Here is a 24,524-nt window from a genome sequence, read left to right on the forward strand (position 1 = left end):
GGGATGGTGGGCGGAGGCGGCAGCGGCGGGGGGATGTCGGGGAGCGGCGGGGAGGTCGCGGGTCCCTCGCCGCTGTCGCCAAGGTCTCGCCTCCCTCTTGGAGCGGGCGAGGTTCTGCCGGACACTGCGCCCCCATGCACTCGCGGGTCGGGCGCCAGGCGGGATGGCGCCACCTCATCCACTGCTGCTTCCTCGTGGTCCTCCTCCTGGGGGCGCCCGGACTGACGCTCGATGCGCACCGGCGCGTCACGCAGTACGTCCACGACGTGTGGCAGAGCGAGGATGGGCTCCCGCAGAACACCATCTTCTCCATGGCCCAGACGCGGGATGGCTACGTCTGGCTGGGCACCTTCGAGGGGCTGGTGCGCTTCGACGGCGCGCGCTTCACCGTCTTCGACCGGCGCAACACGCCCGAACTGCGCAGCCACGCGGTCTCGGCGCTCCTCGAGGACGCGTCGGGCACGCTCTGGGTGGGCACCGAGCGCGGGCTGCTCGCGTACGGGCACGGCGGCTTCGTGCGAGCCCATGGCGCGGCGAGCCCGCTGGCTGACGTGAAGGTGACGGTGCTCGCCCTCAGCGACGGCGTGCTGTGGGTGGGCACGCGCGAGGGGCTATGGCAGGTGCCGCTCACGGAGGGCGCCACGGCGCAGCGGTACACCGAGGCGCAGGGCCTGCCCTCCAACATCATCCACGCGCTGGCGTCCGACGCGGCGGGCGGCCTGTGGGTGGGCACCGACGCGGGCCTGGCGCGCCTGGTGGGCGGACGCGTGGAGCCGGCGCCCTTCCCCTTCCCGGGCCAGGAGGCCGCGCCCCCGTCCATCTCGGCACTGCGCGAGGACGCGGCGGGCGTGCTCTGGATGGGCACCGCCGTGGGCCTCTTCTCCTGGGCGGAGGGCCGGGTCACCCGCTACACCGAGGCCGAGGGGCTCCCGGCGGGCCCCATCGGCGCGCTGCTGACGGACCGGCACGGCAACCTGTGGGTGGGCACGCGGCGCGGGGGGCTGGTGCGCTACGGCGCGGGCACCTTCGAGCGCCAGGGGACCGGCGAGGCCCTGGCCAGCGTCTCCGTGCTGTCCTTGCTGGAGGACAGCGAGGGCAGCCTGTGGGTGGGGACCTTCGCGGGCCTGCACCGCCTGCGCGATGGCGCCTTCGCGACCTTCGGCCGGCCCGAGGGGCTGGGGCACGAGACCGCGAGCGCGGTGCTGGAGTCCCGCGACGGCGTGCTGTGGCTGGGCACCATGGGCGGCGGCCTGTTCCGCCTGGAGGAGGGGCACATCCTCCCCGTGACGGTCGCGGACGGCATGCCCGAGGAGACGGTGCTCGCGCTGGCGGAGACCCCGGACGGCGCGCTGTGGGTGGGGACGATGGGCGGCGTGTACCGCTCGGATGGTCGTCACCACTTCACGCGCGTGTTGTCGCGGGCGCAGGGCTTGCCGGATGACACGGTGACGGCGCTGCTGCCCGTGTCCGGCGGAGACCTGTGGGTGGGCATGCAGCACGGGCTGGCGCGCGTGCACGGCGGCGCGGTGACGGTGTACGGGGCGAAGCAGGGCGTGCCCACGGACGCGGTGGCCGTGATGCTGGAGGACCCGCTGGGCGGCGTGTGGTTCGGCTCGGACGCGGGGCTCATGCGCTGGGATGGCAAGGGCTTCACGCGCTACACCATGAAGGACGGCCTGCCCGGCGACGCGGTGCTCGCGCTGCTGGCGGATCCGGACGGCACGCTGTGGGTGGGCACGGAGACGGGGCTCGCGCGGCGCAAGGATGGCCGCTGGACGCGCTACACCACGGATCAGGGACTCTACGACGACGCGGTCTTCAGCCTGGTGCCGGACGGCGAAGGCTTCCTGTGGATGAGCAGCAACAAGGGCGTCTCCCGCGTGTCCCGCCGCGACCTGGAGGAGGTGGCCGAGGGGCTGCACCGGCGCGTGGAGGCGGTGGGCTTCGACGCGCGCGACGGCATGCGCAGCGGCGAGTGCAATGGCAACACGCAGCCCTCGGGCTTCCGGGGCCGGGACGGCCGGCTGTGGTTCACCACCATCCGCGGCATGGTGGCGGTGGACCCCGCGCGCGTGCGGCCCGGCCTGCGCCCTCCGGACGTGCGCATGGAGGAGATTCGGGTGCAGGGGCAGCCGGTGCCGCTGGAGTCGCGGCTGGAGCTGCCTCCGGGCACCACGCGGCTGGAGCTGCGCTTCACCGCCTTCGCGCCGGGGGACACCTCGCGCCTGCCGTTCCGGTATCGGCTGGCGGGCCATGACGAGGGCTGGGTGGACGCGGACGGGCGGCGGACCGCCACGTACACGAACCTGCGCCCGGGGCGATATCGCTTCGAGGTGACGGCCCGAGGGCGCGACGGCGCGTGGTCCGAGCCCGCGTCCCTGGAGGTCGTGCTGGTGCCCCGGCCGTGGCAGCGCACCGGCTTCTGGGCGCTGTTCGTGCTGGGCGTGGGCCTGTTGGGCACGGCGGTGTACCTGCTGCGCGTGGGGCGGCTGAAGGCGCGTGAGCGCTGGCTGGAGGCGCGCGTGCAGGAGCGCACCGCCGAGCTGGAGCTGGCCAACCGCGAGTTGGAGGACAACATGCGCGCGCTGCGGGACACGCAGGCGCAGCTGCTCCAGGCGGGGAAGATGGCGGCGGTGGGGACGCTCGCGGCCGGCGTGGGACACGAAATCAACAACCCGCTGGCGTACATCGTGTCCAACCTGGAGCACGCGTGCACGGAGGCGGAGTCGCTCGCCACGCTGCCGGCGGACGCGGGGCCTCGGCTGCGGGACCTGAGCCAGGCGCTGCGCGAGGCGCTGCACGGCGCGGACCGGGTGCGCCGCATCGTCCGGGACCTGAAGACGTTCTCGCGCCGCGACGACGAGGCGCTGGGGCCGGTGGACCTGACGTCCGTGCTGGAGTCCGCGGCGAAGATGGCGTCGAGCGAGCTGCGCCACCGCGCGCGGGTGATTCGCGAGTACGGCGAGGTCCCCAAGGTGGAGGGCAACGAGGCGCGGCTGGTGCAGGTGTTCCTCAACCTGCTCATCAACGCCGCGCAGGCGCTGCCCGAGGGCCGGGCCGAGGTGAACTCGGTGCGGCTGGTGATTCGCACGGGCGCGGTGGGCGAGGTCGTGGCCGAGGTGCGCGACACGGGCTCGGGCATGGCGCCGGAGATGGTGGGGCGCATCTTCGACCCGTTCTTCACCACCAAGCCGGTGGGCGTGGGCACGGGGCTGGGGCTGTCGCTGTGCCATGCGTACGTGACGGGCATGGGCGGACAGATCTCCGTGGAGAGCGAGCTGGGCAAGGGCTCGGTGTTCCGCGTGACGCTGCGCGCGGCCCGTGCGCCGGGCGAGGGGCCGGTGGCGGCCCGCGAGGACGCGGCGAGCCGGGTGGCCGAGGTGGCCGCGCCCGTGCGAGGCAAGGTGCTGGTGGTGGACGACGAGCCCATGGTGAGCGGCGCCATCCGCCGCACGCTCGCGCGCGAGCATGACGTGGAGGTGATGGTGAGCTCGCGGCAGGCGCTGGAGCGGCTGCGCGCGCCCGACGCGAGCTTCGACGTCATCCTCTGCGACCTGATGATGCCGGAGCTGACCGGCATGGAGCTGCACGACGCGCTGGAGGAGAGCACGCCGCAGCTGGCGGCCCGCATGGTGTTCATCACGGGCGGCGCGTTCACCTCGGCGGCGCGCACGTTCCTGGAGCGCGTGCGCAACCCGCGCGTGGAGAAGCCCTTCGAGCCGGAGGAGCTGCGCGAGGTGGTGCGCTCCGGCGTGGCGCGGGCGCGCGGGACCTCCAGCCGCGCGGCCTGAGCGCCGACGGCCTTACAGGTCCAGCACCAACCGCCGCGAGCGCGCGCGCGACACGCACACGAGCATGCGCGAGTCATCCGCGGACATGCCCCCGAAGAAGGTGTCGCGGTGCTCGGGGGTGCCCTCGCAGACGCGGGTGAGGCAGGTGCCGCACGAGCCGGCTTCGCAGTCGCTGGGCACCGTGAGTCCATGCGCGCGCAGCACGTTGAGCACGCTCTGCCCCGCGGGCACGCGCACGACCTGGCCCGTGCTGCGGATGACCACCTCGAAGTCCTGCTCCTCGTGGCCGCTCGCGGCGCCGATGCCCTCGGCGGTGAAGGACTCGAAGTGGACCTTCTCCCACGGCCACTTGTGCAGGGTGGCCGCCTCGCGCGCGGCCTTCATCAACCCCACGGGACCGCAGCAGTACAGCCGCGTGCCCGGGCCGCGCGTGGCCAGCACGTCGCACACCGGCAGGCCCTGGCTGGGGTCACCGCCGTCGTGGTGCACGTGCACGTTGCCGGCGAACGACGGAGAGGACAGCAGCTCGAGGAACGCGGTGCGCTCGGGCGAGCGCGTGCAGTAGTGCATCAGCCACTGCGCGCCGGTGCGCTGGAGCGCGCGCGCCATGGAGAGCAGCGGCGTGACGCCGATGCCGCCCGCGATGAGCACGTAGCTCTTGGCGAAGAGCAGCGGGAAGTCGTTGCGCGGCTCGCTCACCTCGAGCGTGTCGCCTTCGTGCACGCGCTCGTGCATCGCCCGCGAGCCGCCGCGCCCGACGTCGTCGCGCTGCACGGCGATGACGTAGCGATGGGTCTCCGCGGGGTCGTTGCACAGCGAGTAGGGCCGCAGCGCTGCCTCCATGCCTGGCACCGTGACGTCCACGTGCGCTCCCGCTTCGAAGGCGGGCAGGGCGCCCCCGTCCGCCGCGACGAGCTCGTAGGATTGGATGCCCTCCGCTTCACGGGTGATACGCGCGACGCGGACTCGCAAGGTGATTCCCGTCATGGCTTCCCCCCTCTTTCCGGAGCGCTCCCCACCTGTCACGGCGGGAGGTCCCGGTGCGTGGGGTTGACAGTGCTCAGTCCCTGGCGTGCCGGTGAGTACCTTGGGGGGCAGGCGGGCTGATGGCGAGTGGACGCTCGTCCGAATGTTTGTCCTGCACGCAGCCGAGGGGCCTTCGGCGGGGTCGGCAGGCATCCGCCATCCGCCATCCCCACCATTCCGAGCGGGTTGTCTCGTGCCCCGGAGGGAGGCGTTGCTCATGGATGCCCTGGCGTTGCTGAAAGCGGACCACAAGACGGTGGAGCAGCTCTTCCGCAAGTTCGAGAAAGCGGGAGACCACGCGCGCACGCAGAAGCGCAAGCTGGTGGACGAGCTGGTGCGCGCGCTGTCCATCCACGCCGCCATCGAGGAGCAGGTGTTCTATCCGGCGGTGCGCGCGCGGGGGGACATGCTCGTCAGCGACGTGCTGCGCTCGCTGGAGGAGCACCACGTCCTGAAGCTGCTCCTGGCGGAGTTGGACGGCATGTCACCGGAGGCCGAGCGCTTCGACGCGAAGGTCCAGGTGCTGATGGAGGCCACGCGGGCGCACGTCGTGGAGGAGGAGCAGTACCTCTTCCCCGAGGTGCGCAAGCTCTTCCGCCCGCAGGAGCTGCGGAGCCTGGGGATGCAACTGGAGCAGGCGAAGGGCTCGGCGCCCACGCATCCGCACCCGAGCGCGCCGGACACGCCCCCCGCCAACCTGGTGGCGGGCGCGGTGACGGCGGTGATGGACCTGGGCCGGGATGCGTTGCGCGCCGCGCGCCGCAAGGCGGGCCTCAAGGTGCGCGAGGCCCGGGACGCCACGTTGTCCCGCCAGCGGACCGCGCGCCAGCGCGAGACGGCCCGGGCCTCGTTCGAGGTGGACCAGGGCCCGGCGCTTCACTAAGGGGGCGGGGAACTTCCACCGGCGCGCTCGAGGCGCGCGGGGGCGTTGAATGCCCCGCGCGCCGCGCCGTCCGAGCTTCGCAAGAGGGCGCCGCGATGTCCGCGGCGCTGGAACCCCGTGAGGAGACACCTTGAAGTCCTTCCGACCTGTCCTGATGGCGGCGGTGATGTCCCTGAGCCTGTCCGCGATGGCGCAGCCCCAGCCGATGAGCGCTCCCCCTCCTCCTCCGCACGCGGACATCTCGGTCCGCACGATTCGCGTGGAGGGCACCGGCGAGGTGAAGGCGCAGCCGGATGAGGCGTACCTCGACCTGGCGGTGGAGACCGAGGGCGCCAACGTGAAGGCGGCGAGCGAGGAGAACGCGCGGCGGATGGAGAAGGTGCTCGCCGCGTTGAGCAGCGCGGGCCTGACGAAGCGCGACCTCCAGACGCGCAACTACAACGTGTACCCCACCTACACCCCGCCCACGCCCGATGGCGCCGAGCCGAAGGTGAAGGGGTACCGGGTCAGCAACATGGTGACCGCGCATGTCACGGACCTGTCGAAGGTGGGGAGCCTGCTCGACAAGGCGCTGACGGCGGGGGCGAACCGGGTGGACTCGGTGCGCTTCGGGCTGACGCGGGAGGAGGCGGCGCAGGGCGAGGCGCTTCGGCAGGCGGTGGCGCGGGCGCGGCAGTCGGCGCAGGTGCTCGCGGCGGCGCTGAACGTGAAGCTGGGCGCCGTGCTGGATGCGAGCACGGTGACGGAGCCGCCGCGCTTCTTCCCCATGAACCGCGCGTACGAGATGGCGGCGGACTCGCGCGCCGCGGCGACGCCCATCGTCCCCGAGGAGCAGACGCTCCAGGCGAAGGTGACGCTGGTGTTCGCCATCGAGTCCGGGCGGTAGTCAGCAGCCCAGTTGTTTCAGAGGCTTACTGGGGTGCTCCATGTCCGTGATGCGGGCATGTGCCCCCAGTGTGCCCCTTCGGTGAAGTGACCCGAAGCGGCCGGTTGGATGGGACTGGGGCGGTCGAGCTGCTGCACCGCGCTCTCTCGGGTCTCCGGGGAGAGATGGGCATACCGCATCGTCATTTCGATGTTGGCATGACCCATCCGCTCCTGGATGACCTTCAACGGGACTCCTCGCATGGCGAGGTGGCTACCGTAGGTGTGGCGCAGATCGTGCCAGCTAATGTGCCCCTGCTCTCGGTGGATAGTTGCCAAGCGCAAGCAGCGCTCCAGCGGGCGCCGGATCAAGCCCGAGGTGAGTGGCTTCCCGTCCTCCTGGCAGAACACGTAGGGCCCGCGAAGGTGGCGGAGCCCCTTGAGGGCTTCGATTGCTGACTGGGGGATGTCCACAGTCCGCTCGCGTCCGCCTTTAGGTAGGCCCGCAATCCCCTTCCAGAGACTCCGCTGGACTTGGATTTTGCCCCGGCGCAAGTCCAGGTCGCTCCACTGGAGCCCCATCAGCTCTCCCTGTCGAAGCCCCGCTTTGAGAGCGACGAGGAGAATCGTCCTCCACTCTGGCTCAGCCTCTGCGACGAGCCGCTCGGCCTCCTCGAAGGTGAGGAAGTCGTAGGCGGTCCTCCCCAGCTTGAAGAGCTTCACACGGGGGACGTGGGCGATGACGCCCTGTTCCTGTGCCATCGCGAGCACCTTGTGAAGCACGCTCAGCGTGTTGTTGATGTACCTGAAGCTCATGAGCGGCGGACCGGATCCCTTGCGCATGCGAAGGGCTGCTGGCGAGGCCGAGTCCTTCCGAGCACGAGCGCCTGAGCGTTTCTTGCGCATGCTCGCCTTGAAGTTCTCGATCTGCTCAAGACCGATGGCAGCCAGAGGCATGCGCCCGAAGAAAGGGAGGATGTGACGGGCCAGGACGTTGCGCTTGCTCGCGATGGTGGAGCCTTTGTTGTTGTTCTCGCTGTAGGTGACGAAGCGCGGGACGAAGTCCTCGAACGTGAGGTTGCGCTTCTCAGGTGTCTTCTCCTTTCCGTCCGACGCGGCCCCCCTCGGGATGGTGCTCGGAGGTCATGACCGCTGAGAAAACCCCAAGAAAATCGTAGGGCCTCCGAGCGGTGAAGTGTTCGGCGTGGGCACTTGGTTTTGAGCACTTGAAGCCAGAGTCCGCACCCCGAGCGCGGGAGTTTTGATGGGCGCGAGGGCATAGGGAGATCGCGATTGCTCTCTTCGGGAGAACCAGAGAGCGGAGGGAAGTCATGTGCTTCCTGGTACGGTGCCGCCATGTCCCTTGGAGGTTGCCTGCGCGTGGCCCCTTCGTTTGCCCGGCTTGCCTTGCCCCTTGCTCTGCTGGTGGGACTTACGGCCATGGCGCAGCCGCAGGAGGGCCTACGCGGGCGGGAGCTGAAGCGTCGTCGTGTGGCTCTCACAGGGAGCACGACCGACAAGCCTGTAGAGCTGCATGTCGCGCCTGACTACCTCACGACGCTGGAGTTTGACTCCCCAGTGAAGCGTGACGCGGTGGTGCTCAGTGCTCCTGCGGATCGACTCGCGCTGTTCGAGATCACCTCGCGGGCCATCGTGCTCAAGCCTTCGATGGACCTGGGGGCCGGTCGTAGCGTGGAGTTGACCGTTCCGTTCGCGGACGGCGCAGCCCCCACTCGCGTCGTGTTCTCGCTCGTCACGCACCCATCTGAGGTGGACGCTCAAGTGATGGTGTCGCGTCTGCCGCGTACCGCAGAGGCGATTCAGGCCGAGTTGGAGGAGCTTCGTGCGAGCTGTGCCGCCAAGGATGCTGAGTTGGAAGCGCTCCGGGCGCGCAGCGTGGCGAGCGGCCCGGCTGGAATGATTCTCGCCGGTCTTCTGGGGACAGGGGGCGTCCGGGTGGGCAAGGTTGATGCTCTTGGTTCTGGTGAAGGACTCAAGCCTCAAGAGGCTGTGACGTACTCTGCGAGGGGCTGGGCGGCTATTGCCGTGGAGGTGCGCAACACCGGCTCTCAACTCTGGACCCCAACGGATGCGCGGCTCTCCATCGTCGCAAGTGGAGAGCGAATCAACGTGCTCGCGGTGCGGATGAAGGAGCAGCAGATTCGCCCGGGAGGGACCGAGTTGGTGGTGGTGGAGACGGGTGCTCCCAACTGGTCGGAAGGGGCGCTACTTCGGCTGGAGCTGCGCGACAGTGAGGGCACCCGTCGGCTTCTCATTCCGCGATTCACGTTCTAGAGCCGCGCCCCATGTTGATCGGGATGAGCCCGTCACACCTGCAAGCCGGGCAAACGGTGGACGGCTGGCGCGTGGTGAAGCCCCTGGGGGCTGGGACCTTCGGGGCCGTCTATCTCGTGGAGAAGGAAGGCCAGCGCTTCGCGATGAAGCTGGCCATGCACCGCGCCAGCAGTGGGGATGCGGAGCAGGCCGACGCGCGATTGGTGCGAGAGCTGGTGTGCCTTGTCCAAGTCAGCGGGCACCCCAACGTTGTGCGGGTCCACGCGCATGGACGCTGGCCCGATGCGACGCGAGGTTGGCTCTACGTCGTCCTCGACTATGTGGAGGGCTACACCCTGGGCGAGTGGGTGGAGAGAACGCACCCCACGGCGCATGAAGTGGCTCGGGTATTCGGCAAGCTCGCAGGGGCGTTGGCCCACCTGCATTCGCGCGGCGTCTTTCACCGAGACTTGAAGCTCGGAAACATCCTGGTGAGGGCCTCGGATGGCGCGCCCTTCATCCTGGATTTCAGTGCGGGGGACTACACGAACGCCCCGGAGTTGACGGACGCGCCGCTGCCACCTGGGACGCGCCGTTACCGTTCCCCCGAGGCATCGCGATTCCTCCGCGAGCACGGGGACGAGCACGACGCGCGCTACGAGTTCAAAGCGACCGATGATGTCTACGCGCTGGGCGTCTGCCTCTATGACGTTCTGACGAATCCAAAGCCCGCGAGCGAGGCGCCGCGAGTCCTGGTGGGTGCCCAGTGGCCTCCCCCCGCAGCGCATGCGTTGAACCCCCGTGTACCCGGCTCGCTGAGTGCCGCGGCCATGCACTGCATTGACCGTCAGCCCGAGAAGCGCGCTCCGACGGCGGAAGTCATGAAGAGGGAGCTGGAGGCCCTGCTGATGGAAGAGGGCGAAGCCTGGACTGTGCCTCTGCATGTCCCCACTCCACACCTTCAGGTCGCATCGGAGGCGCCGCAGACTGCTGTGCCGCAGGACGAAGCGCCGAATCCGTTCCAGCGCCGCCGCTGGATGGGGGCTGGAGTCGCTGTGGCCCTCACGGCGACCTTGCTGGCGGGCTTCGTGCTGCTACGCCCCGCTTCCCCCATGCCGCGCACAGAGCGGGCCGTAGCTCCTGTCGCTGCTGCTGTCCGGGATGCTGCCCCTTCGGCCTCTGGTGCCGTTGGTGTTCCACCAGCGCCCGTCACGTTGTCCCCTGGGGTAGCGTTGCCCCCTCCCGCTCCCGTCGAGAAGGAAAGTCCGCCCGTGAAGCGCGCACCCGTCCCAATGCTCAACCCCGCTGAGTCCACCTCCAGGACGCCGAAGGCTCTGGCCTCTCGTCCGAGCTGGCCCCCATCTCAGTGGGCCGGGTTCCTCAAGACGTGTGTGGGCGCAAGCGCTACCGCAGCGATTGCCCTGGGGTGCCCTGGTGCGCAGGTCCGCCCCGAGCCTTCCGATTGCCCCTCTGCGGCTCGCGACGCGATGTTCAGTCGGACGAGCAAGAATGGCCTGCACATGCAGCCGGGCGAGTCGGTGATCCTCACGTTGGACATCCGTCAACCCGGGTACATGGGCGACGGAGGATTCTATTCCGACGGCCCCGTCACGGGCGCGGTGCAAATTAGCCACGAGCCCGGACTTCCCGTTGGGACACTGCTGTCAGGCTACCTCTGGACGGGTGGGGAGGTTGCAGTGGGGCGCTACACGGAAGCCAAGCTTCCAGATGGACGAATTGTTCCGGTGTGTATGGTGCTTGGTCAGCGGGGCTATCTCGAAAAAGGGCCTAACTCCAAGCCGGGGGCGGCTGAGCTGAACATGTCGGCCAATGCGTTCCTTGTAGATCGATGGCCCTAGTTATCTCGCGGAGTTACGCGGGCGAATGTAACAAAACGATACGTTCCAGGGCTTCGAGGTCGCACTCGGAGTGAATGGTATTTCGAGGTTTTTGTACCTATCACGTCGTTCCGCTTGGACTGGGCTGCCGGTACCTTGAGCTTGCCGTTGCGCGAATCCCTCTCGCGCAGGCCCGTGGAGTTCCCTGCCCATGTCCAATTCGTCTGACTCTCGGCCTGCCGGGAGGGTTGTCCTATTCACGAATGGCGACACCTCCTACGAGTTCTTCCGCGACTTGGGAGAGGGGCGCGTCGGTGAGCGCATTCTCCTGGCCCAGACGCGCACGCCGAAGGGCCTCGGTGACTGCGTGGTGCTCAAGTGCCTGCCTTTGCCGAAGGAGGCGGACACGACGGAGAAGCATCAGCGCGCCCGTGCCCGGCTGGAGGAAGAAGTCAGGTTGGCGCAGTACCTCCAGCACCCGAGCATTGCCCGCGTGTATGGCCTCTTCGCGCTGGAGAATGGCCTGTGCGTGGCGATGGAGAGCGTGGAAGGGCTGTCGCTCAACACGCTGCTGGCTGTCGCCCAGGCGCGGGGGCGCTACTTCTCCGAGGCGTTCATCCTGTACGTGGGCGCGGAGGCCGCTGCGGCCCTCTCCTACGTGCATACGTGCACGGACGACGCGGGCCTCCCGCTGGGTATCGTCAACCGCGACATCAACCCCACGCGCATTCGCCTGGGGCCTCACGGAGAGGTGCGGCTGACGGACTTCGGAGTGGCCCTCTCGCGCCTCTCGGGGCGACTGGCCACCTCCCTGCCTCGCCCCCAAGGCGAAGTCCTCTACTCCGCTCCCGAGGTGCTGCTGGGCGAGGGGGTGGACGCTCGTGCGGACTTGTTCTCCCTGGGCCTCACGCTGCTGGAGTTCGCGACGGGACGCCACCTCTACGACCCGAGCCACCTTCGAATCGAGGAAGTGGAAGCGCGCCTCTCGACAGAGGAGCGAGAGCGCGTGCTCGCGGCCTCGGTGGCGTCACTGGTGACGGAGCTGCCTCCGTTTGCGGAAGACGCCATCTGGTGTGCCATGGCCTATCGCTCAGGGGACATCGAGCACTCCGCGCGCGGACTCGCGGTTCCGCTCCGGGACATTCTTCACACGCTCCTGTGCCGAGACCCCTCCGAAAGATTCGGCACGGCGAGGGAGTTGGAACTCGTCATGCGCGCGAGGCTGTCTGCGCTGGGGCCATACACGGGGGCGGATGCGCTGAAGGAAGTGCAGACTGCCCTCGGGGATGTCGGTGACGGGTTGTGGGACTTCGAGTTGCCGAGCGATGAAGGAGGAATCACTCCACCCGTGTCCGAAGCGAATGGGGCCGATGCGGTCTCCACCGCATCCGGCACCCCGAGCGCGGGCGGGCGGGCGGCGGTCGAAGCTGTCGGATGACACGCCGACGGAGCCCGGTGTCCCCCCGCGCAATCGCAGACTGACGAAGCAGCCGACCGCGTAGCGACGGCACCTCTTTCCCCTCACCACCGCTGATTCACCACCGGAGCGGCGCGAGCTGCCGAGCCGACCGGGAGACGTGCGTTTCGTGTGCCTCATGTCGGGGCACGCACAGGAGGCGTGTATGCAGAGAGTGCGAAGCCGGCTGTCCACGTTGCTGCTGTTGCTGTTGCCCCTGTCGGGAAGGGCCTCGGAACTTCCCGCGCCCGAGGAGTCGCCCATTCCCTCGGACTCACCTGCAAGCCCGTGGGCGTACCTCGCACGCGTCGAGGCGGCGACATGGACACTCCTGCCGCGCGCCGGCTCGGGAGTGGAAGAGGGCTTCGCGCAGGTGGAGCCCACCTTCATTCTCGACGGTGGGCCGGAGTTCGGCGTCAACGTGGGCGCTCCCGTGCGCTTTCGCATGTGGGGCGGCGGTGAGGGGACGGGCCTCGTGCGCCGTGAGGATTGGGACACGCTGTCGGATTGGGGGCAGGTGATTCGCGGCCTCAAGTTCGGCTCGGACAACGCGCCGCTGGGCGTGTGGTTCGGTGCCTTGGAGAGTTACAGCCTTCTGTCCGCGCATCTGGTGCGCCGCTACTCCAACCGGATGAATCCGGACTACCACCCGGCAGGCGGCTTCCTCACCGGCACACTGGGGCCGCTCTACACGGAAGCCTTCGTGTCGGATGTGCTGGGCGCTCGGTTGATGGGGGCGGAGTTCTCGCTGGACGTGGAGCACCTCCTCTTCGGCAAGCCGGAGAATCGAGGTTGCTACACGCTGGCGCTCTCCGCGGTGCACGACTGGGGACGGGCAGGAGGACGCGCGCCCTCGGTGACGCTGGCGCACCTGGACGCCACGGCGATTGCGGTGGTGCGGCCGGGCTTCGAGGCCCTCGTGATTGCCGGGTGGGGTGGCAGGCCCGGAGAGGGCGGCGCCTGGGGCGCGGTGCTGGGCGTGGGCGTCGACGCGGTGACGCCGACGCTGGACATGACATTGCGGCTGGAGGTGCGCAGGCAGCACGGCGGCTTCCGTCAGGGCTTCTTCGGCCCGGACTATGAGCTGGCGCGATTCCGTGTGGAGGGTCCTGACGGCGTGCCGCTCGCGGAGTCTCCTTTCCCGAGCGGCTACTCACTCTATGGCGAGGCGGTGGTGGGCTGGGATGCCGTCCACTACGGCGGCCTCTCCAAGCACCTGAAGCTGACGGTGGGCGCGGAAGCCTTTACCTGGGGCCGCTTCGACGTGGATGGGCGCGTAGCGGTGCAGCTCTTCGAGCGCAGCTTGGAAGTGGCGCTGAAGGGCCTGGGCGTGGGCATGGGCCAGTCCGGAGCGCGCTATCTGGGCGGGGCCGAAGTGCGCTGGCGCTTCCTCAACGGGAAGCTCTACGCGATGGGCACAGCGGGCACGTTGCTGTTCCCCACGGCGGAAGGCTCGCTGCGACCGGGGGCCTTCGCCTCGGTGGGCCTGGGGGTGGACAGTGCGCGCTGACGCTTCGTGGTGGGGCATTGCCCTGGTGGTGACGAGCTTCGTGGCCGTGACGCCAGCGCACGCACGAGGGCGGAACCTGAACTCCTTGCCGCGCGCTGCCGAAGTGCCCGCGTTGGTTCCTCAATCAGACAGCGAGAGTCCTCGCGACTTCGCGCCTCGACTGCCGGTGTTTGCTGAGCCCGACGCGAAGGAGAGGCTGACGCGCCGCCGTGAGACCCGAGAGAACCAAACGGAAGCAAGCGCTGTGGGGGGTGGCCTCACGAGTGCCAATCGGACGCGGCAAGCCGTTCTCGGCGCCATCGACGAAGTGAAGGGCTCGATGGGCACCATCTCCCTCGCGCTCTCCAAGCTTGCGGCTCGCCAGGAGGGCATCGGCGGGGCCAACGGTGTGTTCACCCGCTACGTCGACTATGGCACCCAGCAACTGCCGTGGCTCAACGGAGCCCTGGCGGGCTCCACTTCGCTGACAGATGCCGCAGCGGAGGTCGCAGACGATGACATGGAGCTGGGCATCCTCCGGATGACGGGCCCGAGGGTTCAGGCCGCGATGTTCGGCGCCATGCTGCTGGCGTCGTGGACCGACTTCCTTCGTCTCGCGGACCTCTCGCTCCAGCAGTTCCCGAGCTACAGCACCGAGCGACTCTTCATGGACATGGACCGCGTGCAGCGACTGCTGGCGCCCACCATGACCGCGCTCGCATCTGGGGACCCGGAACAAGTCGAGGCGGCGGCGACCGCGATGCCCGAGTTGATGGGCAAACTGACGCGCGAGTTCGACGCCATCCGCGAAGGGATGCGCAAGTCGGCGGAGCGCTATGGGCAGGTCATGGCGGTGGTGCAGGTCATCGACTTGGTGACGATGCTCTCGACGCTGAAGATGTCGCTTCCGCGCCTCCCTCCGCCACCCGCTGCACCTGTCACGCTCGGCGTGGCCCTCGTGATGGGAGCCAACGGGGTGATGACGGGCTCACAGATTGTGGTCTCCGCCGAGTGGGTGGAGATGATTCGGCGGCTCGTGCAGGCGGGCGTCATCTCCATCCCGGCCGTGAGTGCGGCGGTCCGCATTCACGCGGGCCAAGTGATGATGGCGCAGGGGAACGGAGAGCTGCCGCAGGGCGTGCGTGACGCGCTGGGGGACAGCCCCGAAGTTCGCGGGATGCGCGTGACGGGCAAGGCAGGGGCGGGCATGTCCGAGGCTCCGAAGCACCACGTCCTACCCAACGAACACCGCGAGTGGTTCGAGCAGCGCGGCTTCAAGGGCGCCATGGACATCGACCAGTTCTGCGTGAAGCTGGAGCAGGCCCATCACGAGGCGATTCACGGTGGCGGCAACTGGCGCTTGGGCCGCACGTGGCCCGGCGAGTGGAACCGGATGATCATGGATGTCTTGCACGAAGCTGAGAGCGCGGCTGGACGGCCATTGGCGAGGAATACGATCCTACGGCTCGTCGCAAAGGAGATGACGCGCTATAGCATCCCCGCGAACTTCACTTCCTGGAGTGGGGGATGAACGAGGGACGATCTTGGCGTGGCAATTGGCCGGCTCGGCTCTATGAGCGGGTCCGCGACTTTGGCTACGACTCCCTTACTGCCTTCGCTGAGGCACGCCCTACTGCATCGTTGGTGGAGCTGGCCGAAATGTTGGGCAAGGAGGATGTCGCAGGGGTTCAAGTATTTCGAGGGCTGGTTGAGGAGGCAGAACGGGCCCATCAAGTCACTCGGCTAGTGCGCAGCCAGTTCGTTCGTGAGCTGTCCGAGGGGCTTCCCAGCGGCTGGCCGGCAGTTCTGGACGATGAATCCCGTATAGAGGTCGCCATGGTCCTTGGGTCCTGGTTTGGCTTCACGCCCATTACCCACCAAGAGCGCGTTCGCCAGGTCAATGCGACGCTGCTCGCCCATCCACCTCCACCTGGTTGGCGACCTCTCGGACCCGACGACGAGCTTCTCCAAACGCTCCTTCCCGATGAGGAAGTCTGAACGGAAGGGTACTCCTGGAAGTTGAGGGTGGTTGCCAGTGACAGCTACTTCCGCACCAGAGACCTATCCCGAGACCTACTATGCAGGGGCCTATTGGGGTGCTCGGAGGGAGTCACCCGAGGATTGTGCCCAACGTACTGCGCACTTTCTCGGGCTCCTGGCCGCCTGCGACCCATTCCTCGCTCATTGGCATAAGCCTGCGAAGACCCGTAAGGACGCGCGACAGCTCGCTCTGATGCCGCCCGATGTGCTCACCCTTGCCGAATTGTTCCGGCACGGGGTGACCCGCGAGCCTGGAGGGCCAGCCCTCGAAGAGTTGGGCTTCCGTTGCTCATTCGATAACGGTGGGGCGTCGGGAGATTGCGCAACGATGCGCATCAACGGCGGTGTGTACTCGGACGCGGTCCCCAACCACTGTGTTCTGTCCGTGCCTTGGCGTGGGCCAAATGCGGACAGGCTTCTCACGGTCTCGGTGCTCCTGAACGTCGTGCGTGCCACGGTGCTGTCGTGGGACCCCGATTGGGCGGTTGCCATGTCGACTGCTTACGAGAGGCGTTTTCGCGAGCCCCACTCAGCACCGTTCGCGCTGGGGTGGATCACGTACCTTTCGAATCGATTGGGGCGTGTGCCACCGCTTCCGGCCCCCGTACACATCGAGCCCGTGGAGGACAGGGGGACACTCATCGTCCTTACATCTCAGCGCTTCACGGCGGCAAACCCTGAGCATGTGGCGCTGGCGCGCCGTGTTCGCGAACTGATGACCGGGGCCGGACTCATGCCGCCCATTGCCCCCTGACAGGCCCGCCAGCCCGAGCACGAGAGCATGCAGCCATGTGCCCCCAGTGTGCCCCTCCAGCGTGGAGCAAGGGTGCACACAAGGGGCTGAGCTGGGACGACATGGGATGGCGCTTCCGAGTGAAGCCAGGGCGACAGGTGGGTAACCGCGCGTCCTGCGTGAGGTTTCCTGTCGCCCTGGCGAAGGTGACGCTGGTGTTCGCCATCGAGTCCGGGCGCTGATGCCTCCGGCTCGCTGCCTCGAGCCAGGGTAGGCGGGGGAGCGAGCCCGTGAGCGAGTTTCCTGGCGCGAACAGCCCGGTTTGCGGCTGCCCGCGCCAGTCGCATGTTTCCTCGGAAGGGTGCGCGTGGCCCAGGGCAAGCCCGGGGCCAGGGGCTCCCTCTCCAACGCGGGAGACGGATGACATGCGACGCACGCGCGCGTGGGCGGCCTGGATGCTCGCCCTCGCGGGGCTCGGGCTGGGCTGCGGGCGAGGTCCCGAGGGCCCCTCGGCGAGGGACCGCGAGGGCCGCTCCAGGGTTCTCAACAACTTCCTCGCCGCCCGGCAGAAGGTGGACGCGGATGCGCTGCGGGCCGCGGGCCCCGCGCTGATGGGCCAGGACGCCGGCTCGTGCGAGGCCGAGGACTCGCCCGCTCCCTCGGAAGAGCTGCACGGCCGGGTGACGTGGGTGGGGGACGACGAGCTGCTCTTCCGCGACGCGACCGGGGTCGAGCACGAGGTGCTCGTGGAGCCGCGCACGCGCATCCACCGGCGCAACCGGCCCGTGCTGCTGCGCGAACTCTCGGAGGGGCAGGAGGTCCGCGTCGCCTTCCACGTCACGTCCGGTGGCTGGATGGCGCGCGAGGTGGAGATTGTTCCCGCGAGCCTGCCTCCCGCCTCCGGTGAGCCGGAGCCCCCGATATCCCGGCCCTGAAGCTCCAGCCGCGTCAGAACACGCCGCCGTCCGCGCGCAGCCCCGCGGATGAGGTGCGCCCAGGCGACAGCAGGTTGTGGCGGATGAAGCCGCCGTCCGGATTCGCGTCGGGGGAGCGGTTGACGGACACGTTGTCCACGGTGCTCGTGTAGCTCATCTCATCTTCGATGCCGGAATCGGGCCGCTTCAGCCGCACGCTGTCACTGCTGTTGTTGAGGGCCAGCGTGCCGGTGGAGGCCGCGACGGTGTTCGGCGTCCCCGCAGGGAACGCGGAGGCGCCGCCGTAGATGACGAAGGCGCGCCCGGGCGCCACGGTGGTGCCAGGGGCGAAGACATGGCGCGCGCTGAGGCTGTCCCAGAGCGTCCAGCCGGACAGGTCGGCGCTGACGGAGCCCGCGTTCACCAGCTCGACGAACTCGTAGGCCGTGTCTCCCGCGCCGCCATCGAACGAGGGTTCGTCGGCGAGGACCTCGTTGATGAACACATGGGGGAGATCCCGGGTGAGCACCAGGGGCGAGTCATGGGAGGCGGCGTTGGACACGTTGCTGGTGTCCACCACGCGGACGCGCACGGTGTTGCTCACCGAGTCCGGCAGGGTCCACGCGTAGGCTCCGAGCGCCGCGCTGACCGTGGGCGCAATCAGCTGCCAGTGCTCGCCGTTGTCGAGCGAGAACTCCAACCGCAGCGTGGCGATGCCCGTGGCTCGCCAGGAGATGGAGAGCGTGCTGCCCGCCAGGTACGTGCCCCCCTGCGGCGACAGCAGGCGCAGCGTGGGGCCGCCGGTGCTGCGGAAGTCATAGCGGCTCTGAACGGGATAGTGGTCGCTGACAGTGTTGCCGTAGTCGGGCAGCCACGCGTCGGGCCGCAGGACCTGGACCGAGCCGGGCACGTAGTCCGCGGCGACTTCGTCCGTGACCATCGTGTGGTCGATGACGTCGCGGTAGTTCACCGTGGTTCGCTCTCCCGCGAGCGACAGGGCCTGCGTGATGAAGATGTAGTGGGCCGTGTCCTCGACGAACGGCAGATAGGGTGAGGGCAGGTTGGTGCCCGCGTCGTCCTTGCTGATGGACTGATCCACGTCGTCGTTCCAGTCGCCCATGACGAGCACGCGCTCGGTGGGCAGCTCCGTGTCCAGATACGCCTTCAGCGCCGCGCCCGCGCGCTGCCGCTGCCCGTAGGACACCAGGTCATCGAAGGCCTTCATGTGGACGACGATGACGACCAGGTTGGCGGTGCCGCCGTGCAGGGCCGTGGTGAAGTTCACGCGCAAGGGCGGGCGGCCGCCGAAGTCCGCGGCCTTGGCGGTGAGGATGACCTGGGCGCTCTGGAAGGTGACCGAGTCGTCGTAGAGGATGCCGGGCTTCTGCTGGCCCACCGAGTAGGACGAAGCGCCGCTGGAGACGAAGGCCGTGTTGTTGGCGAGGAAGCCGCGGTAGCCCGGGAGCTGGGCCTTGAGGGTGTCGAAGTCAGCGGTGTCGACCATCTCGACGAGCCCCCACACGTTGACGCCCGCGTCGCGGATGACGTCGCGCGCGTAGGCAATCTGGAGATCATCCGTCAGGCCGCCATCCGAGGTGGAGTGCGGCGGGCCCTGGTTGGGCGCGCCGAACCATTCCAGGTTCCAGTGCGCCACGGTGAAGGGCACCGCGGGAGTCTTCACCGCGAGGGACAGCGTGCGCGAGTCACTGAGGTTGTTCGCGTCGCGCACGATGACCAGGAACGATGCCTGCCCTTGCACGGAGGGCGTGCCGGAGAGGACCCCGTCCGGTGACAGCGACAGCCCGACGGGCAGCGCGCCGCTGAAGCTCCACGTCCGCGGGAGGCGTCCGCCCGAGGCCGCGAGCGTGACGCTGTAGGGCTGGCCCACCGTCGCATCCGCGAGCGTGGTGGTCGTCACCGAGAGCGGGCTCGTCAGCGTCAGCGTCAGCGCCCGCGAAGCCGTGTGGCCGTTCGCATCGGTCACGGTGAACGTCGCGGAGAAGGTCGCGGCGTCACTGGTGGGCGTACCGCTGAGGACGCCGGAGGAGGACAGCGAGAGGCCCACCGGCAAACCGCCCGATGTCACCGCCCACGAGAGCCCGGTCTTGCCGCCCGACGCGGTGAGGGTGGCGGAGTACGGCTGGCCCAGGACGGCGATGGGCAGCGACGCCGAGGTGACAGTGGGAGCCGTGTAGATGGACAGGGCCACCGTGCGCGAGGCGGTGCGGCCGTTCGCATCCGTGACGGTGAGGGCCACGCTGAGTCCTGTGCCCGAGGTGGAGGGCACACCGGACAAGGAGCCCTCACTCGACAAGCTCAACCCGGAGGGGAGCGCGCCCGTGACCGTGAAGGTCCGAGGGGCCTTGCCATCCACGGCGGTGACGACGTGCGTGTAGGGCTCAAAGAGGTACGCATCCGGCAGCGGCGTGGCGCTGGTGATGGCGGGGGGGCGATACAGCGAGACGGACACCGCGCGCGCATCCGAGAACCCGTCCGCATCGGTGACGCGCAGGACGAACGAAGCCGTGCCTGCCGCGGTGGGCGCCCCTTCGAGTGAGCCCGTATCCACGAGGCTCAGCCCCGCGGGCAGCGCGCCACTGCTCAGCCCCCAGTGATAGGGACCGCGACCTCCCGCGGCGGAGAGCGGCTGACGGTAGGTGGTGTCGGTGTAGCCATCGGGCAGCACGGTGGAGGTGAGGGTGATGACGCCACGCACGTCGAGGCCGAACGATGCCGTGGCGGTGTGCCCGTTGGCGTCGGAGACCTCGAGCGTGAAGGTCGCGCTGGTCGTGGTGGCGGGCGTCCCGACGAGCGTGGCGCCTTCCAGTCGGAGCCCGTCGGGCAGTGCGCCCGAGACCAGGCGATACGACAGCGGGCCCTTGCCGCCCGTGCCGGGCACCGACGCCGAGTAGGCCGTACCGACCACCGCGGGCGGCAGGTTGGACGCGGTGAACGCCGGCGGCGCGTAGACCGTGAGGAGGAACGGATGCGCGGCGGACCTCCCCTCCGCGTCTCGCACGCCCGCGCTGAAGGCCCAGGGCCCCACCGCGATGGCGGTGCCCGTGAGCTGACCGTCGGCGGACAGCGTGAGGCCCGTCGGCAGTGCGCCCTGCGCGAGCGCCCACGTGAGGGGCGCGACGCCGCCCGTCGCGTCGAGCCGCAGCGCGTAGGTCTCTCCGAGATAGGCATCGGCGAGCACGGCGTCTGGGATGGCCAGCCCCGCGCGAACTTCGAGCGAGAGCTCCGCGCGCGTCGTCGTCCCGTGCGCGTCCTGGACCTCCACGGTGAAGCGCGTGGTGCCGGCGGCGCTCGGCGTCCCGCTCACCTCGCCCTGGGCCGAGAGAGACAGGCCCGCGGGCAGCGCGCCCGCGCTGAGGCGCCAGGCATGCGGGGCGACGCCTCCGGATGCGGTGAGCCGCGCGCTGTAGGCCACCTCGACCGTGGCGGGGAGAAGCCCCGGGGTGGTGATGGCCAAAGGCTCATCATGTCCGCCATCCGTGACGTGTGAGCCGCCATCCGTCTTTGGTGGCTCTGGATCCAAGGGCTTGTTGCCGGGACAAGCGGTCAGCAGCAGGACGAGCAGCGGCACGAGGGCGCGGTGAGACGACATGACCCACTCCGAGCCGAGGAGACACGCGGCTCACGAGAAGAAAGGCTTCACTCTAGTGGGTGATGGTGTATCGCGCCTCCGAGTCGCCTCGGACCCGAGAAACAGCAAGGGCCGCGACTCCGTGAGAGGAATCGCGGCCCTTGGATGTTTCAACCGTGAGCCGGAAGGCTCAGCGGTGCATTACGGGTTCGCGGCGCCGAAGCTCGGCGCGCCGGACACCCAGTCCGAGGCCTGGTGCGTGTTGGCCTTGCGCTGGATGCTGGTGCCCGCCTGGGTGCTGCCAGCGGCCTTCCAGTCCGCGGAGACCGTGACGGCATTGGCTCCGGCCGTGTCGTAGACACACGCGGCGCCGCCGCAATCCGCCGGGAGCCAGAGCCCCTCGGCCTGGAGCGCGGTCAGCTTGGCCGGGTAGCCACCCGGACGACCATTGGCCGCCAGGTCGCTCTTCACGAAGGCCACCGCGTCCATCGTGGACCCCGAGGCGCTCTTGAGACGCACCACCTGGTTGGAGAACGTCAGGTTGGTCGCGCCGGCGACGAAGTCCCACGCGGTGGGGAAGTTCGTCGTGGCGGTGTTCTCGTTCTTGCTCACCGTCTCGGACGTCGTGGCGTCACCCTGGGCCGCGGTCGGCGTCAGGTGGAGCACGATGTAGTCGCCCGTCGCCACGGCCACATCCGGCAGCGTCGCCAGGGTGGTCACGGCCGTGGACTCCTGGACGAGCGTGATGCCGTCCGTCGTGCCGCCGCTCACCACGATGAACTCGATGAGGTCACGCGCGCTGCCCACGTTCGGGTTGAGCTCGTTGATCATCAGCACGGCCGGCACGCGGTAGCCCTTGAACGTCGCCGTTCCAGGAGCCGCGGTGGCGCCGCCCAGCACGTCCTTCACCGAGCTGGCGACCGTCACCGTGTAGCTGGTGCCGCCCACCTGCGTGCCCGTCTTCACCGTGACGTCCTTGCCGGACACCGTGGCGCTGATGGCCTGGAGGCCGTTGTTGAAGGTGAACTGGGTCGCCGCGTTGGTGATGCTCGCCGCGTCGATGGGTCGCTCGAACGTCACCTTCACCTCCGTGGTGGAGACCGCGCTGGCGCTGACCACCTTCGAGGCCGGGCAGGTGATGTCCGTCAGCTCCGAGCGGAAGTAGGCGGACGGCTGCACCGTGGTCGTCGTGACCGGAGGCGTGCCCGTCGTGCTGCTGAACTTCCACAGCGGGCCGGAGGTCAGGGTGACCGTGCAGCCATCGGCGAAGCCGATGTTCGACGCCACGGTGTCCGCGACGCGCAGCTTCAGCAGGGCGTTGTTGTTGATGCCAGCCGTCGTGAGGGTGAACGCCACGTGACCGCCGCCGCTGGCGGCCGTCGCGCCGCTCTCGGTGCCCTTCAGGCGAACCAGCGTGCCGAAGTAGGTGCCCACCTTGTCCAGCAGCTCGGTCGTCGGGTTGGCGGAGCGATCCACCGTGAGGCCCGCCGGAGCCGCCGTGTTGAGGTTGCGCACCGGGTGACCCTGGCTGACGACGGTCAGGCCCGTGATGGTGGCGCCGGCCTTGATGTCACCACTGAGGACGTTCACGCCGCCCACCTTGAGGTTGATGCGGTCGCCCACCGCCAGCGTGCCCGGATCCGCCGCGACGAAGATCGCGGGGCCCGTGGCCTCGGCCTGGAGGAAGTAGCCCGTCACATCCGAGCCGAGCGCCGGCTTGATGTACGAGACGTAGGCGCCATCGATGGACATCGGCTGCGCGAACGCCGCGCTCGCCGTGGCGTCCTTCGTCGCATCCTTGAACGCCTGGATCTGCGCGCTGGTCGAGGCCGCCGCCGGGCCCGACGCGACGCAAGCCTTCGTGGTGCCATCGCACGTCAGGCCCACGGCGCAGTCCGCGTTGTCGCGGCACACGCACGCCTTGTTGTCACACACCGGCCTGTTCGGGTCCGTGCACTGCGTGTTGCTGAGGCAGACCTCGCACTGGCCACGACCGTTGTTCGCGGTGGTGTCGCAGGTGCGGCGAGCGCTGCCCGCCGCGTTGCACTGGCTGTCGTCGGCGCAGCCGCAGAGGTTGTTGTTGCACGCGGGCTTGCTCGCGTCGCACTTGACGGTGTCCGCCGTGGTGCACTCGACGCACTGCGAAGGCGTCGCGCCCGTGTTGCAGACCGGGGTGTTGGGGTTGTTCGCGGCGCACGAGGCGTTGTCGACACAGCCCTCGCACGCGGTACCGGCCGCGTTGCACGTCTGGGGCTGCGTGCAGCCCTCGGCGCCAAGGCACACCTTGCACACGCCAAAGCCGTCGTTCGCGGCCGTGTCGCAGATGGCGGACGGGGAGACGCAGCCCAGATCCTGACCCGTGGCCGACGTATCCATGCAGACCTTGCACATCCCGAGACCGTTGTTGGCCGCCGCGTCGCACACCGCGGCCGAGTTCGAGCAACCGATGGACGGGCTGCTCGCGGAGTCGAAGCACACCTTGCACACGCCCGCGCCACCGTTGGCGTTCGTGTCGCAGATCGGCGCGTCCACGCCGCAGCCCTGGTCCTGGCCGTTGCCCGCGGCGGAGTCGACGCACGCCTTGCACACGCCCGCGCCGCCGTTGCCCGTCACGTCGCACATCGGCGCCGCCGCGCTGCAGCCGTTGTCCTGGCCCGTGCCCGTGGCGGAGTCCACGCACGCCTTGCACACGCCCGCGCCGCCGTTGGCCGTCGTGTCACAGACCGGCGCCTGAACGCCACAGCCCGTGTCCTGGCCATTGCCCGTGGCGGAGTCCACGCACGCCTTGCACGCGCCCACGCCGTTCTTGGCGGTCGGGTCGCACACCGGAGCGGCCGCCGTGCAGCCCATGTCCTGGGCGTTACCCGAGGCGGAGTCCTGGCACGCCTTGCAGGCGCCCACGCCGTTGTTGGCCGTCGCGTCGCAGATGGGCGCGGTCGCCGAGCAGCCCGTGTCCTGGGCGTTGCCCGAGGCGGAGTCCTGGCACGCCTTGCAGGCGCCCACGCCGCCGTTGGCCGCGGGGTCGCACACCGGAGCGGCCGCGGAGCAGCCCGTGTCCTGGCCGTTGCCCGTCGCCGAGTCCTGGCACGCCGTGCAGACACCCTTGCCGCTGCCACCCGTCACGTTGCAGATGGGGGCCGTCGCGCTGCAGCCGTTGTCCTGGCCGTTGCCCGTGGCGGAGTCCGTGCAGGTCTTGCACACGCCGTGGCCGGAGCTGATGTCGCAGACCTCGCCCGTGGCGCAGGCCGGCGAGCACGTCACGCCCGCGTCGGTGCCGGCATCCGTGCCCGCGTCAGGCTTCGTTCCAGCATCCACGCCCGCGTCAGTGCCCGCGTCCTCCTCGGGAGGAGTCGTGGAAATAGCCTTCGCTTCGCACTTGTTCTCGACGCAAGTCCAAACCTTGTTCGCGCCAGGGGAGCCCTTGTCGCGACAGTCGAACTCATCCACGCACTCGTTTCCACAGCCCGTAACCACCGTGACAAACACGGCGGTCAAGAGAGCCGGAAACAGACTCCGTCTCAGCATGTAATCCCCTCCCGGGATAGCGGTAGCGGCTCCCCTTACACCCAATCCCAAAGGGGCGTCCAATCGCCAGCGGACATGGCACGGCCATGTCACGCGGGCTTG

Annotated in this window: 14 protein-coding genes and 1 pseudogene; 11 read left to right on the forward strand and 4 right to left on the reverse strand. The window is 69.1% G+C overall.

Annotation, left to right across the window (positions count from 1 at the left end; all coding sequences use genetic code 11):
- Positions 1-134 precede the first annotated feature (134 nt).
- Positions 135-3,791: a two-component regulator propeller domain-containing protein gene (locus KRR26_RS13800; RefSeq protein ID WP_217080025.1), complete on the forward strand. Its 3,657-nt coding sequence runs from the start codon at positions 135-137 to the stop codon at positions 3,789-3,791.
- 12 nt (positions 3,792-3,803) lie between these two features.
- On the opposite strand, the gene KRR26_RS13805 is transcribed toward KRR26_RS13800, so the two are convergent.
- Positions 3,804-4,778, reverse strand: a complete 975-nt coding sequence (locus KRR26_RS13805; RefSeq protein ID WP_120210870.1) for a PDR/VanB family oxidoreductase — start codon at positions 4,776-4,778, stop codon at positions 3,804-3,806.
- Between the two features lie 256 nt (positions 4,779-5,034).
- On the opposite strand from KRR26_RS13805, the gene KRR26_RS37410 reads away from it, so the two are divergent.
- Positions 5,035-5,700, forward strand: a complete 666-nt coding sequence (locus tag KRR26_RS37410) for a hemerythrin domain-containing protein (protein ID WP_217080026.1) — start codon at positions 5,035-5,037, stop codon at positions 5,698-5,700.
- A gap of 130 nt (positions 5,701-5,830) precedes the next feature.
- On the forward strand, positions 5,831-6,586 hold the full coding sequence (locus KRR26_RS13815) for an SIMPL domain-containing protein (protein ID WP_233577545.1): 756 nt from the start codon (positions 5,831-5,833) through the stop codon (positions 6,584-6,586).
- Positions 6,587-6,603: 17 nt separating this feature from the next.
- Here KRR26_RS13815 and KRR26_RS13820 read toward each other — a convergent pair.
- Positions 6,604-7,671: pseudogene (locus tag KRR26_RS13820) on the reverse strand (tyrosine-type recombinase/integrase); the annotation flags it as partial.
- Between the two features lie 333 nt (positions 7,672-8,004).
- Here KRR26_RS13820 and KRR26_RS13825 point away from each other — a divergent pair.
- From KRR26_RS13825 to KRR26_RS13860, 8 genes are all read left to right on the forward strand, one after another.
- Entirely contained in the window at positions 8,005-8,859 is an 855-nt protein-coding gene (locus KRR26_RS13825; protein WP_217080027.1) for a DUF2381 family protein, read from the forward strand.
- Positions 8,860-8,870: 11 nt separating this feature from the next.
- Entirely contained in the window at positions 8,871-10,697 is a 1,827-nt protein-coding gene (locus KRR26_RS13830) for a serine/threonine protein kinase (RefSeq protein WP_233577544.1), read from the forward strand.
- A gap of 190 nt (positions 10,698-10,887) precedes the next feature.
- Positions 10,888-12,114, forward strand: a complete 1,227-nt coding sequence (locus tag KRR26_RS13835; protein ID WP_217080028.1) for a serine/threonine protein kinase — start codon at positions 10,888-10,890, stop codon at positions 12,112-12,114.
- 184 nt (positions 12,115-12,298) lie between these two features.
- Complete coding sequence (locus tag KRR26_RS13840) at positions 12,299-13,642, forward strand: hypothetical protein (protein ID WP_217080029.1); 1,344 nt, start codon at positions 12,299-12,301, stop codon at positions 13,640-13,642.
- A 319-nt stretch (positions 13,643-13,961) separates the two neighbouring features.
- Positions 13,962-15,152 (forward strand): DUF2380 domain-containing protein, encoded by a 1,191-nt coding sequence (locus KRR26_RS13845; RefSeq protein WP_328707124.1) that lies wholly within the window; start codon positions 13,962-13,964, stop codon positions 15,150-15,152.
- Complete coding sequence (locus KRR26_RS36795) at positions 15,149-15,619, forward strand: NUDIX hydrolase (RefSeq protein WP_236068586.1); 471 nt, start codon at positions 15,149-15,151, stop codon at positions 15,617-15,619. The genes KRR26_RS13845 and KRR26_RS36795 overlap by 4 nt, the downstream gene beginning before the upstream one ends.
- 37 nt (positions 15,620-15,656) lie before the next feature.
- Positions 15,657-16,415 (forward strand): immunity 52 family protein, encoded by a 759-nt coding sequence (locus KRR26_RS37635; RefSeq protein ID WP_217080031.1) that lies wholly within the window; start codon positions 15,657-15,659, stop codon positions 16,413-16,415.
- Positions 16,416-16,819: 404 nt separating this feature from the next.
- Positions 16,820-17,329 (forward strand): hypothetical protein, encoded by a 510-nt coding sequence (locus tag KRR26_RS13860; RefSeq protein ID WP_120206442.1) that lies wholly within the window; start codon positions 16,820-16,822, stop codon positions 17,327-17,329.
- A gap of 13 nt (positions 17,330-17,342) precedes the next feature.
- On the opposite strand, the gene KRR26_RS13865 is transcribed toward KRR26_RS13860, so the two are convergent.
- Both KRR26_RS13865 and KRR26_RS13870 read right to left on the reverse strand, forming a co-directional pair.
- Positions 17,343-20,918 (reverse strand): putative Ig domain-containing protein, encoded by a 3,576-nt coding sequence (locus tag KRR26_RS13865; RefSeq protein ID WP_217080032.1) that lies wholly within the window; start codon positions 20,916-20,918, stop codon positions 17,343-17,345.
- A gap of 180 nt (positions 20,919-21,098) precedes the next feature.
- A complete protein-coding gene (locus KRR26_RS13870; protein ID WP_217080033.1) occupies positions 21,099-24,422 on the reverse strand; it encodes an Ig-like domain-containing protein in 3,324 nt (1,107 codons plus the stop codon).
- Positions 24,423-24,524: the final 102 nt, after the last annotated feature.

This window comes from Citreicoccus inhibens, assembly GCF_019039035.1.
GTDB classification, from domain to species: Bacteria; Myxococcota; Myxococcia; order Myxococcales; family Myxococcaceae; genus Citreicoccus; species Citreicoccus inhibens.